This window comes from Pseudoalteromonas sp. S558, from assembly GCF_005886635.1.
GTDB classification, from domain to species: domain Bacteria; phylum Pseudomonadota; class Gammaproteobacteria; order Enterobacterales; family Alteromonadaceae; genus Pseudoalteromonas; species Pseudoalteromonas aliena.
The window spans coordinates 1-12,986 of record NZ_PNDU01000318.1 but is presented as its reverse complement, the minus strand read 5'-3'; the positions used below and the strand labels follow the sequence as shown (position 1 = coordinate 12,986).

Genomic DNA, 12,986 nt, shown 5'->3' with positions numbered 1-12,986 from the left:
GAGGTTTGTAACCTAGTGGGCTAAGTAAAAACCGAGCAACAAAGAGTTAATCGTCCCTAGAAAGAACCCAAAGGGCAGCGCATGTTTGGCATTTATGCTGCGTTATCGCCTATTTATGGGGAACAACCACACATCACAGGCTCTGCCTTGCCTAAATACCAAACACACTGCTGCAAATTCAACCACTAAAGGTCAACACGCCCTAGTTTGTTTTTATCGATTCGATAACTGTGTGCATGCGCTTTGCCATTGGCCTATTGCGATGATGGCACACATAAATATTCTCGCTAATTGGGTTGGCTAAATGGTGCGTTTTTATAAGCGCAGGTTTATTAAATGCACTAACTGCATGAGCAGGTAAAACGGTAAAGCCTAGCCCTAAACTTACAGGTTCCAATATTAAACTTATTTGGTTAGAAAACCCCGTCTGCTTTATTTGATCAACATGTTCAAACTCACTGTAGTTTTCGCTAAGTAAAAGCTGCGCATGGTGTTTTGCATCAGGGTGACCAATAAAGCCAAGTTCACATAAAACCTCCCACGTTGGGTTTTCAATATTTTCGTGGGTCACTAATAATAAAGCTTCTTTCCCTATTTTATGGCTGGTAACTTCACTAAGGGTCGGCATTTGGGTTAAAAAACCTATATCGGCGCTATAGTTTGCCACGGCTTGCTCTACACTTGTGTTTGGTGCAAAACGGTAATCAATAGTTAGCTTTGGGTGCGTAGCTTGTAGCGCTAATAATTGGCTGTAAAATTGTAGCCCACAACTCCCCGGTGATTGTATTTTTATCAGCCCGCTGTAAGGCAAATCATCTTTTAATTGTTGTTCTAAAAATTGCCATTCTTTTAATAACAAACTGCCTTGCTGATATAAGTTTTGTCCATGTACGGTGAGCGAAAACTGCTTACCGTGGCGCTCAAGTAAAGCGCAGTTAACTTGTTGCTCTAGCTTTTTAATATGCTGGCTTACACCAGACTGCGTCATAAATAAGCGTTCAGCCGTTTGAGTAAAGTGATTTACCTCAACCAAGGTGCAAAATGTGTTTAACCATGTCAGATTTATCATTACAAAACGTACTCAAAATGATGATTAATGATAATTTTACTTAATATTGTTCGATTCGTAAACTAACTCCATCAACTAGTCACAAGATAAGTTAAAGAGGAAGCATTATGAGTCATACATACCCACGTAGTTTTTCGCACATTGGTATTTCGGTCCCCGACGTTGAAAAAGCCGTTGAGTTTTACACTAAGGTTATGGGTTGGTACACAATAATGGAACCCACTTTAATAACCGAAGACAAAAGCCCCATTGGCGAAATGTGTACCGAAGTATTTGGTGAGAAATGGGAAAAATTCAAAATAGCGCACCTTTCAACAGGCGATCGTATTGGTGTAGAAATTTTTGAATTTAAAAACCAAGAAAACCCAAAAGACAACTTTGAATACTGGAAAACAGGCATCTTCCATTTCTGTGTTCAAGATCCTGATGTAGAAGGCTTAGCAGAGCGTATTGTAGCAGCAGGCGGTAAAAAACGTATGCAAGCCCCGCGCTATTATTACCCTGGCGAAAAGCCATACCGCATGATCTACATGGAAGACCCGTTTGGCAACATCCTTGAAATTTACAGCCACAGCTACGAGCTCATTTACAGCGCAGGCGCTTATTAAATAACACTTAGCTAAATAAAAAAGGCCGCCGTATTTATTACTGCGGCCTTAGTTGTTTATTTGAATGATTTTAGTGATTAGCGCATACTTTTTCATAGAATGAAGTATCAATATGCTCTTTTAAATCAAATTGAAATTGGCTATCAAAAATATCACTGACTTGCCCCACCGCAAATAACTGTGCATGAACACTGCAATTTTTTGAAAGTATAATTCCTTCTATGCTAGCATGGAAGGTAGTTAGCTGCGTACTGCTGAGAAATTCAGGCGTATTTTCTATATCATCATGCCATCGCTTTTTAATAGGTGTTCTGTCGCCCTTGTTATTAACATAATAAAAGTGCCAATTAGGTGGGTTTTCTTCCCATACATCACTTCCCTTTGCTTGTGTTATTAAGACTCCAGATGATGGTACTTCAAAAATTGGGACACCATTTTCATACTTAGATGGCGAGCCTTTTGGTACGTTATAAATAATATAAAAAGTGCCAGTATAGCTTTCAGGTATTAGATAAATCGCAGGAGAGGGTCTTTTTCGATTTGGGCAAATACTATCAAAAAACTTACCGTCTATATTCTCAATTTTTATTGCTTCGCGTATGTCGAATAGGTACTTACTGTCCGTTTGCTCTGAATCTGTTCCAACGGTAAAGTTTTGATAAATAAAATCGCACCCATATGCTGGCACTGTATGACCTAATCCTCCACCGTACATAGTTCTTATTTCTTCACCGCTTTCAGTCGAATCTCTTTTTAATGAAGAGTCTTCGCTTATAGGCGATCTCTCACCTGTATCACTCACGTAAAAATACTGTATTTGACTATTTTCAATCCAGCCCTCGTTAGCATCCATTTGTGTAACAAGTACACCCGATAGCGGTATTTTATATATGCGAGAATCGCCCTCGTATTTCGGTGGCTCTCCATTTGGTGCGTTAAATATTATGTATAAAGAGCCAACATAGTCTTCAGGTATTAAGTAAATTGCAGGTTCACTTTTTTTTACCTCAGTACAGGCTGAAAGTAACGCTATTATTAAGCTAATAAACAGTATTTTTAAAAGGTGGATATTATAAAATGATTTCATCGAGTCGCCTTTACTTAAGTAAGCCATTAAAGCAATATTCTAAACTCGCTTTTTCGAGCAGCATGCAATGGCCGCTGTTTGCTGGAATCGAAGTAAACCGATTATTCCAATCAGCTATTTTGTGAAAAGCTAATTTAGGATATCTATTTGCTTGTCTAAATAGTTCATCGCCGACAGTCCCCTTAAAACTACCATTGTTATTAAGCGGTAAACGCAGTGCGCTTGCAATCATCGGATAGTCCGCATTTAGAGATAAACTTAATGGTGGCGCGCCTTTTCGAACATGTATACCAAGTGAAATTGCTTGTCCACCTGGATCCACAATAAATGCTTCACAATTGGGAAAAGCATCGCCAGTGATATAAGTAACTATATCCATGTGACCGTTTACAGTATCAATGTCTATAATAACTTTATACTTAACATTTAAAGTTGGCACGTATGAAAAGTCTAATCTTTCTTGCATCACTGGAGAGCCTGGCATCGCGTGATTAACTCCTCCGTAATGGCCGTCTAAGCGATACTGATAAATACTATTATTAGTTAGAGGTTTGTCTTTGAGGGTAACACGCCCTTTTGGTGCTAAATTACCAGAATATATTCTTTTTTTATCTTCCCAAGGTGCTTTTGATGGATCTGATACTGTTACGGGAGTAACTGTAATTTTTTTTGTGGATAGTGTTAATTTATGCCAAATCCTTGAGGTTGTAGGTTTAATACCGCTAGGTTTAAGCGAAAACCCTCGATTATCCCCTTCAAACATTAGCCCTGACCAGCCAAAATCTTTTTCAGGGTGAAAAGAACGTATGTTAATTTCATAGTCAGCTAGCTGAATAGCCATAATCTAAATTCCATTTATAGTTAAGATAATGTCCCGTTTCGAATATAGTAACATTCGTGTTGAATAAGGACAATGTGACCCCCCGCACTAAAGTTGGACACAATACTAAGCAATGTTCTTTTGCTCAAAAGCTTCTTGGCTGAAATAGCCATTAGCACTATGCCTTTTGTAATAAACTTCAATGTATTTACCAGACAGCCACGCTAATTGAAGAAACAATGCCGTCTCCTGATTCAAAAGCGCAAAATTTAGAGTGGGTCTCCAGTTAATTTTCGTTATAAAAATAACCGATAGTACATAACAGTAGAGATACTATTAAAAATATAGATAGATAAACCCACCTTGGCTTATGTATATTATTGTTTTTCAAACCATTTACCTTATAAAAAGAACATAAGACGGGTAATGAAGACGAGTGTCTTGCTTATACTTCAAAAATTTAATTATATAAATAGAACTAGCTTTGGAAGAAAAGTAACTACGCCTGTATTAAACTCACAGTATTTAGGGGGCATTGATAAATTTTTTCGCTTTGAAAAGTAAGTGAGCACCGCTGTAAAATTTACGGTGGCAAGTTAGCTTTAGTGCCTACTGTCCACCTAAGGGCGTGTTGTTATGCACTCCACCTCTATAAAAGGTCAGTCACCTAGCTCATTTATTATTTGAATTTTAACGGATTTTAACTCCTCTGAAAGACTTCCCATTGGATACCCTTCTTTTTCCATCCTTATTACCTTAGTTATATTGCGATCAAAATAAGATACAGCATCTGAGTAACTAATATATCTATAATCAACGCTTTTCTTTTGTGATATGGGGTAGAGATTTTTCACATCTTTCAGTGTAGTGGTACAGTGATTTTGGCCACCCATTAAGAAAAAGCATCTTTCTCTTCTTTACTTTGAAAGTGCTAAACCATTTGTAACAAATCAACACGAATATCGCTTTTTTTATAAAACATCATGGCTCCCAGTTATATGAAATCATAAATCCTCAATTGCATCTTTAATTTCATTATAAAAAAAGTCTCCAAAACTCTCAGCCACTATGTTTACTTTTTTATCTCTTTTATATGACAAATTGGTTTCTACTACAGGAAAAACAGAATCAGTACCAGATAAGTCTATACTAAACAACGGACCATAACCTGAAGACTTTATGTAAACCATTGATTGAGAAATATCTCCACGCATTCTTGCTGACTCAGTAGCAAAAATAACACATGGAATTGCGTCTGAATTTAGCCCATCACGAGTTAAACCATAAAACTCTTCACCTTCAAAGCTTAAACAGCCATATTTATCTAAAAAGTATTTATAATCTTCAGTAAATTTTATTTTTAGTTTTTGCTCTGCTTGTTGAATCAATGAACTAGTCACTCCTCCTGTAGTTAAAATCTCTTCTCCAGTACTTTCCATCATTTTTATTGCTAAATTAATCTTTTCAATAGACATATATCACCTTATTCATAATCATTTGCGCGATTTTCCCAATATTTTTTCTTCTATCTATTAAATGGTCTTCTATCCATAGGAGGTGGAGCACTACTATAACGACGCCATTCGAATTAAACCAGACAGCCACTCTAATTGTACAAATAATATTGTGCTACTAAATTTACTTTTTGGGCTTGGATTACCCCGAACTACGAGTCACTTTTGCCTGCGCTGCGTGTTTCACCACGACAAACTTAGGTTATTACTGAATTACTCTGTTGCGCGCCGCTAATATTAAACACGGCTAATTTGCTTTTAAAAGGCTTGCCTTGAGTGGTTTTTATACTAGCGGGCATGTTTGCATCACGTTAGTATGGAGCTTTATTAAGTTACAAAACGATAATTACATGACTTTAAAAACAAACGCATTAATTGATTTTTTAGCCTTTTGCAGTGGCTTTTGTATTATGGGGATTGAGCTTTTAGGAGGGCGAATACTTGCGCCTTTTTTTGGGAGCAGTGTACATATTTGGGGCAGCATAATAACGGTGTTTATGCTCAGTTTATCATTTGGCTATTTACTTGGCGGTAAGCTAAGTACTAAAAATGCATCGCTTACTAAATATGGTTTAATATTTTTAGTTGCGAGTATTATGGTTGTGCCTATTACATTATTTTCGCAGCAGATAATGGAGTTTATATTCACGCATATTGAAGATAGCCGCTATGGTTCGCTGTTAGCTTCAACTGCATTATTTTTTATTCCAACCATTATTTTAGGTATGATTTCGCCCTACTCAGTACGTTTATTGGTAACCGATAGCGATAAAAGTGGTCAAGTAGCGGGGCGTTTATACTTTGTAAGTACGCTTGGCAGTGCGCTGGGTACTATTATCACCTCTTTTTACTTTGTGCTCGCGTTTGACGTAAATACCATTATTGGTGCTTTTGCTTTAACACTAGGGTCGTTAGGCTTGGTGGCTATTGTTATTAATACCTTGGCGAGTAATAAGGAACTTGCTCATGCTTAAATATTTACTACTGCCGTTAATCGTGTTTTCGGGATCGACGTTTAGCAATGTTATTCATGAAGAGCGCTCGCTTTACCGTAATATTATTGTTGAAGAAACTCGCGACCTACGTTGTCTTAAATTTAATACTAAAAGCAGCCAAACAAGCCAAAGCTGCATGTACAAAAATGACCCCGACAAACTTGTTTTTAACTACACTAAACTTACTTTTGCCAGCCTTTTAGTAGCCGATACCCCTAAAAATGTACTTATTATAGGATTAGGTGGCGGTACGCTTTCTAATGTTATTCATGAACTATATCCAGAGGCAAAAATTCATAATGTAGAAATAGACCCCGCAGTGACTAAAGTTGCCCGCGACTACTTTAACTTTATAGAAAACGATTTAGTGACATCAAGCGTGCAAGATGGTCGTATTTTTATAAAACGCGCCGCTATTAAAAAGCAAATGTACGATTGGATAATTTTAGATGCCTTTAATGGCGACTATATTCCGGAGCATTTACTCACTAAAGAGTTTTTTGAAGAAGTACAAAGTGTATTGGCTGACGGCGGTATAATTGCTGCTAATACGTTTTCGAGCAGTAAACTATACGAGCATGAATCGGCAACTTACCACGCTGTATTTGGCGATTTTATAAATGTAAGCCGTGAAAATCGCAGTAATCGTATTATTTTAGCGGGACTTAAAGCGCCGCCAACTAACGAGCAAATAAAGGCACGGGTTAAAATACTTGAGCCTCGTTTGGCAAAATACGGCATTGATATAAAAGCAATCAGCGAATTTATGTATTTTACAAAAGACGGTCAAGATTGGCCTGCTGATACGAAAGTACTGACCGATCAATACTCGCCAGCCAACCTACTTAATTTTTAAGATGCTTTATAAAGCTGTAAATAATAAATTAGTTACTTGAAAATCGCACCGACAAGTACGGCGTTTATTTTTATATAGGCGAGGTTTTATACCTCGCTTTATTTCTTACTGCACATCTTTAATTCATTTTTAACTAATATATTTACGTTGTTTATTAAGTAGTGATATTATAGTTAGCCTGCTAACTAATTAAGTGCGCTATGGTTAAAAACATTCCATTTTATGAAACTCTTGATTTAACACTTTGCGGTAATATGGGCCGTGTGCATCGCTTATGCCGTGAAGCGGTAACTATTACTGTTGAGCCTTTAGGGTTAACACAGTCGCGCTGGACTGCCCTAATGCATATAAATATGCTCAAAGAAGGCGTTACTCAGTTAGCGCTGGCACAGAGTTTAGGCATAGAGATGCCGTCGCTTACCCGCACGCTTAAACAGTTAGAAGAACAATCGCTGATTGTACGCCGCGTAGATGAGCACGATAAACGCAGTAAAAAGCTTTATTTTACCGAGCAAGGTCGCAGTATTTTACACACCTTAAATGAGCGAATAACAGATATTAAAGCGCAGTTATATAACGGTTTTAGCCATGCACAATTAGATGCAATGGCATATGGCTTGGTAAAAATGGAAGAAAACGCACTCAGTTGCATTAAATCTCAAACAAAGGCTAAAAATGACACCTGATCAAAAATTTGCCCGCTATGTAAGACTCTCCCTCATTGGGTTTGTTTTTGTGTTTATTTACTATTTATTGGCTGATATTTTTTTACCTGTAACGCCTCAAGCGCGCGTGTATCATCCTGTTGTGCAAATATCACCACAAATAAGTGGTCGAATAACTAACGTGTTAGTAAGTAATAACCAACCTGTAAAGTCTGGCGATGCATTGTTTGGTATTGACTCTGGTCCTTATAACTTAGCGTACGAACAGGCTCAGCTGGCGCTTGACGATGCTAAATTACAAAACAAGCGACTCGACACAAATGTTAAAGCGCTTGAGGCGCAAATAAGTGCAGCAAAAGCTAAACAACATGAGCAAAAATTACTAAAAAGCCGAGGCGAAAAGCTCTACAAACAAAACTCTATATCAGAGCAAAAGCTTGAAAGCATTCGTGCTAATTATCAAGCAAGCAAAGCAAATGTAGTAGCGTATGAGGCGCAATTAGCAGAAGCTATTTTAGCCCGTGGTGAGTCGGGAGATCAAAACTTAGCAATGCGCCATGCTGCAAATCAGTTAGCACAAGCCGAGTTAAATTTATCGTATACGCAAGTGCGTGCCTTGAGTGATGGCATAGTTGCTAACTTACAATTGCTTGATGGTGCATATGCCGTTGCAGGTAAACCGTTATTAGCGATTGTGGCTAAAAAAGCTGACTTAGTTGCCGATTTTAGAGAGAAATCACTTCTGCACATGAAACCAGGTAGCTTAGCAAAAGTCGTTTTTGATAGTCGCCCAGGAGAGGTTTACGATGCAACACTTGAGGCGTTCGAGGCCGGTGTAAGTAATGGTCAGTTAAGTGCCAATGGTTTGCTCAGCACTACAGAGACCAGTAACCGCTGGGTGCGTGATGCGCAGCGACAACGTATTCATCTAAAATTAGTTAACAATCAAAGTTTAATTGAAAATATGCCAAGTGGTGCACGTGCTACAGTGCAATTACTGCCAGAGTCAACTATTGGGCAGTGGTTTGGCGCAGCGCAAATTAGGTTTATTAGTTGGTTACACTACATTTATTAATGGAGAAGGTATGATTCAAGTTGTTAGCCAAGGACCACAATTAGATTCTAATGGCCTTCGCCAAGCACTGCGTATAGCCGGCGGATGTACTATCGGTTTTGCTATTAGTAAGTTAATGAATTGGCCAAACGGCATATTTTTTACTGTTTATCCTATGTTGTTACTCGGTATGGTGCCTACATTAAGCCGAGGGGTTATTAATCAATTTATAGCGTCGGCGGCTTTTAGTGCATTTATAGTGCTTATAATACAGGGTCTATTTTCTCATTTGCCTGTCGTTATGACGCTACTTGTATTTGGCATATTTTGTTTTTTATTTCATAAAATGAGTAGCGGTAGCGCCTTTTTATTTGGTGCTTTAGGTGTAGTTAGCCTTTCAATTCAACTGCATTTTTCGAGCTATGTTGATCAAGGCAGTAGTATTTATCCGCTGATTTTAAGTAACGGTTTGGCTATCCTACTAACTGTGATTATTGCCGCGATAATGCATGGGGTATTTCCTGATGTAACCGCAAGGCCCAGTCGAGTAATGCCAGCTAAACCTAAAGAAAGCATTCGCCATGAGGTGCTACTTTGCGCCAGTGTGGCAACGCTTTCGTTTGTAGTTTTTCAGGTGCTTGATTTACAAGATTCAATTTCAGCACAAGCGGCCTCAGTACTTATTTTATTTTCATTGTGTTGGAAAGCAGCAGGTATGGCAGGCTGGCAACGTGCAATTGGTACATTGATTGGTTGCAATGCCGCGCTGTTATCGCAGTTGTTTTTGTACAATCACACCGATTTTTTACTGTTTCCGGTGGCTATATTGTGGATTTTATCGTTTGTATTTGCACGATTCCATATTTTAGGCGGCGGTATACCTGGTATAGGGTTTGGTGTATTAACCACATTTGGTATTTTATTTGGGCAGTCGTTGGGCCCAGGAAAAGACTTAATTTACAGTGCATTGTATCGATTTAGTTCGGTATCGGTGGCGATTATTTTAAGTTTATGTGCTGTATATGTTATGCATCATTTGCTTAATCGTTTTAGTGCAACGCGCCATCATACCTTTGATTAAATAATTAGAAGCTGCGCTTCTCGCGTGAGCAGGCTCTACGCCTACAAATATATGCCCGCTGCTGCGTTATATATAAAAAAGGGGGAGTAATTAATTACTCCCCCTTTTTTATATTCACCTTATGGGTTATTTGATATCAAACCTGTCGGTGTTCATTACTTTTACCCACGCATTTACGAAATCTTGTACAAAACGCTCTTTATTATCGTCTTGTGCATAAAACTCAGCAAGCGCGCGTAAAATGGAGTTTGAACCAAATACTAAATCAACACGTGTTGCAGTCCATTTAGTTTCGCCGCTTGTACGCTCTACAATATTGTATAAGCCTTTAGCTGCGGGCTCCCAGCGGTATGCCATATCGGTTAAGTTTACAAAAAAGTCATTACTTAGGGTGCCGACATTACTTGTAAATACACCATGCTGACTGCCATTATAGTTAGTCCCTAATACGCGCATGCCCCCAAGTAACACTGACATCTCTGGTGCGCTTAGTCCCATCAACTGACTACGTTCTAACAAGAGTTCTTCGGCAGATACAACATAGTCTTTTTTCAGCCAGTTTCTAAAACCATCATGAATCGGTTCAAGTACGTCAAACGATTCTGCATCGGTCATGTCGTCTGTGGCATCACCGCGCCCTGGTGCAAACGGTACTAGTACATCAACGCCGGCATTTTTAGCCGCTTGCTCTACAGCAGCAGTACCGCCTAAAACAATTAAGTCGGCAATACTAATAGGCTTACTCAAACCTGCTTGTACTTTTTCAAGTGAACTTAGTACTGTTGCTAAACGCGCTGGCTCATTACCTTGCCAATCTTTTTGCGGTGCTAAGCGAATACGTGCGCCATTTGCGCCACCACGGTGATCAGAACCACGATACGTGCGGGCACTATCCCATGCTGTACTAATTAAATCGGCTGCGCTAATGCCGCAATTAAGTAATGTAGTTTTCAAATCACTAATTTCGGCGTCAGTTAATGAGTAGTTAACGGTTGGCACTGGATCTTGCCAAATTAGATCCTCACTTGGTACATCGGCACCTAAATAACGTGATTTAGGACCTAAATCGCGGTGAGTTAATTTAAACCAAGCGCGAGCAAATACGTCTGAGAAGTAATCAAAGTCATTATAAAAACGCTCAATAATTTTACGATACGCGGGATCCATTTTCATGGCCATATCGGCATCTGTCATTATTGGGTTTAAGCGAATTGATGGATCTTCTACATCAACAGGCTTATCTTCTTCTTTAATATTAACGGGTTCCCACTGATGAGCACCTGCAGGGCTTTTTGTTAACTGCCATTCGTAAGTTAACAGAAGTTTACAATAGTCGTTATCCCATTTAGTTGGGTGTGTGGTCCATGCACCTTCAATACCAGAAGTTACGGTATCGCGACCAATTCCGCGTGTGGTGGTGTTATTCCAACCAAGACCTTGCTCGTGTACATCGGCAGCTTCTGGCTCTGGGCCTAGGTTTTCGGCTTTACCGTTCCCGTGTGTTTTACCTACCGTGTGACCACCGACCGTTAATGCAGCCGTTTCTTCGTCATCCATTGCCATACGTGCAAACGTTTCGCGTACTTGCTCTGCGGTTTTAAGTGGATCAGGCTTGCCATTAACGCCTTCAGGATTAACATAAATTAAGCCCATTTGTACTGCCGCTAATGGGTTTTCCATTGTGTCGGGTTTGTCTACATTTGCGTAGCGCCCGTCACTTGGTGCTAGCCATTCTTTTTCAGCTCCCCAGTAAACGTCTTTTTCAGGATGCCAAATATCTTCACGACCGCCTGCAAAGCCAAAGGTTTTTAACCCCATAGATTCATAAGCCATGTTACCTGCCAAAATGATTAAATCGGCCCATGAGAGTTTATTGCCATATTTTTTTTTGATTGGCCAAAGTAAACGACGCGCTTTGTCTAAGTTACCATTATCTGGCCATGAATTTAGTGGAGCAAAACGTTGGTTAGCTGTACCACCGCCCCCGCGCCCGTCGGCAAGTCGGTATGAACCCGCTGAATGCCACGCCATACGGATCATCAACCCGCCGTAATGCCCCCAATCAGCTGGCCACCATTCTTGGCTTTGCGTCATTGCGTTTTTTAAATCTGCTTTTAAAGCTTCTAAATCAAGCGTTTTAAATGCATCGGCGTAACTAAAATCGCTATCGTATGGGGTTGTTTTTGTATCGTGTTGATGAAGTATGTCGAGGTTGAGGGCATTTGGCCACCAATCTGTATTAGTGTTAGACGCTTTGGTATTGCTACCGTGCATGACCGGGCATTGGCCCGCTTTAGAGTTGCTCATTCTGAAATCCTTATTGTGGAAAGTAAAAATACTTAATCAATTTCATCGCTTATGCTTAATGTTGTGCTTAATAAAGTAACGGCTATTTTTATTTAATTGCCTTACGTATCACTCAGTGTGCCTACCTAAAACTTACGTATCCTTAATATAGGCGTATAAATTATGCTATACCAGCGCTGGCTCACAGTTTAAAACGATTGCACCGATTTATAATTTTGATGGGTATTAGAACTCAACTATTTAATCTTTTCAAAATAGTGGTGTTCGAATCGAAATATTCTATCGTAATGGCATATGAAGGGTTTAAAAGTTGCTCTTTGACGTGGTCAACTAAATTGCGCTGCATGCGAAGACGGTCTGTCTTTATAGTGTAATTGATATAATGGCCGTGATAGCTCAATATTGTTTTGTGGCTTTAGCCGTGTTAATTTACCTAATTGCACTAAATCTTCAGTTACCACATTAGGCAATAACGCAACGCCCATCCCTTGTGCTACCGCTCTTGCTATAGCCTCGTTACTGCCCAATTGCATGCTGTTTTTTGCTGTAACGTCGTGTTGTTGTAGTAACTTAACCGACATTTCGAGTGTGCCAGAGCCAGGTTCGCGCAGCAGCCAAAACTGCTTGTTTAACCATGCTTTTACATTTTTAGCGGGCTTTAAGCTACTCGGTATAACCACACTCATTAAATCGTTTTGCCAGTGCTTACTTATAATATGTGGCTCGGTTGGTGTACCTTCAACCAGTGCTAAATCAATAGTACATTCGAGTAATGCGTGCTCAATTTGCGCGGTATTGGCAACTTGTACTTCTACTTTTATGTGTGGGTACTGCGCGCAAAAGTTAGCTAAATAAGGGGGCAGCCAATAGCTTGCAATGGTTGTGCTGCTGCCTATAACGAGTGTGCCTCGCTTAAGCCCTGTACGCGAT

At 39.5% G+C, this 12,986-nt stretch carries 12 protein-coding genes; 6 read left to right on the top strand and 6 right to left on the bottom strand.

The window, feature by feature from the left end; genetic code table 11:
• Positions 1–202 precede the first annotated feature (202 nt).
• Positions 203–1,069 carry a LysR family transcriptional regulator gene (locus CWB66_RS18360; protein WP_138586503.1) on the bottom strand — a complete coding sequence of 289 codons (867 nt, stop codon included), beginning with the start codon at positions 1,067–1,069 and terminating at the stop codon, positions 203–205.
• Between the two features lie 107 nt (positions 1,070–1,176).
• Between CWB66_RS18360 and CWB66_RS18355 the strand changes: the two genes are divergently transcribed.
• On the top strand, positions 1,177–1,677 hold the full coding sequence (locus CWB66_RS18355) for a lactoylglutathione lyase family protein (protein WP_007378784.1): 501 nt from the start codon (positions 1,177–1,179) through the stop codon (positions 1,675–1,677).
• A gap of 70 nt (positions 1,678–1,747) precedes the next feature.
• Here CWB66_RS18355 and CWB66_RS18350 read toward each other — a convergent pair whose 3' ends face one another.
• The 3 genes from CWB66_RS18350 to CWB66_RS18340 form a co-directional block, all read right to left on the bottom strand.
• On the bottom strand, positions 1,748–2,764 hold the full coding sequence (locus CWB66_RS18350) for a DUF6843 domain-containing protein (protein ID WP_138586502.1): 1,017 nt from the start codon (positions 2,762–2,764) through the stop codon (positions 1,748–1,750).
• Positions 2,765–2,774: 10 nt separating this feature from the next.
• Positions 2,775–3,605, bottom strand: coding sequence for a hypothetical protein (locus CWB66_RS18345; protein ID WP_138586501.1), 831 nt, complete (start codon positions 3,603–3,605; stop codon positions 2,775–2,777).
• Between the two features lie 983 nt (positions 3,606–4,588).
• Positions 4,589–5,059 (bottom strand): SMI1/KNR4 family protein, encoded by a 471-nt coding sequence (locus CWB66_RS18340; RefSeq protein WP_138586500.1) that lies wholly within the window; start codon positions 5,057–5,059, stop codon positions 4,589–4,591.
• 389 nt (positions 5,060–5,448) lie between these two features.
• Between CWB66_RS18340 and CWB66_RS18335 the strand changes: the two genes are divergently transcribed.
• The 5 genes from CWB66_RS18335 (at position 5,449) to CWB66_RS18315 (ending at position 9,749) form a co-directional block, all read left to right on the top strand.
• Positions 5,449–6,072, top strand: a complete 624-nt coding sequence (locus CWB66_RS18335) for a fused MFS/spermidine synthase (protein WP_138586499.1) — start codon at positions 5,449–5,451, stop codon at positions 6,070–6,072.
• Positions 6,065–6,949 carry a spermidine synthase gene (locus CWB66_RS18330; RefSeq protein ID WP_138586498.1) on the top strand — a complete coding sequence of 295 codons (885 nt, stop codon included), beginning with the start codon at positions 6,065–6,067 and terminating at the stop codon, positions 6,947–6,949. Before CWB66_RS18335 ends, CWB66_RS18330 begins: the two co-directional genes overlap by 8 nt.
• 200 nt (positions 6,950–7,149) lie before the next feature.
• Positions 7,150–7,635: a MarR family transcriptional regulator gene (locus CWB66_RS18325; protein WP_138586497.1), complete on the top strand. Its 486-nt coding sequence runs from the start codon at positions 7,150–7,152 to the stop codon at positions 7,633–7,635.
• The gene (locus tag CWB66_RS18320) at positions 7,625–8,689 is read left to right on the top strand and encodes an HlyD family secretion protein (RefSeq protein ID WP_138586496.1); all 1,065 of its coding nucleotides are present in this window, start codon (positions 7,625–7,627) and stop codon (positions 8,687–8,689) included. Before CWB66_RS18325 ends, CWB66_RS18320 begins: the two co-directional genes overlap by 11 nt.
• Before the next feature lie 10 nt (positions 8,690–8,699).
• Positions 8,700–9,749, top strand: coding sequence for a DUF2955 domain-containing protein (locus tag CWB66_RS18315; RefSeq protein ID WP_138586495.1), 1,050 nt, complete (start codon positions 8,700–8,702; stop codon positions 9,747–9,749).
• Positions 9,750–9,875: 126 nt separating this feature from the next.
• On the opposite strand, the gene katG is transcribed toward CWB66_RS18315, so the two are convergent.
• Both katG and CWB66_RS18305 read right to left on the bottom strand, forming a co-directional pair.
• Positions 9,876–12,056, bottom strand: coding sequence for a catalase/peroxidase HPI (gene katG / locus CWB66_RS18310; RefSeq protein WP_138586494.1), 2,181 nt, complete (start codon positions 12,054–12,056; stop codon positions 9,876–9,878).
• 326 nt (positions 12,057–12,382) lie between these two features.
• Positions 12,383–12,986 (bottom strand): LysR substrate-binding domain-containing protein (locus CWB66_RS18305; RefSeq protein ID WP_138586493.1); only part of this gene is annotated, 604 nt, incomplete at its 5' end.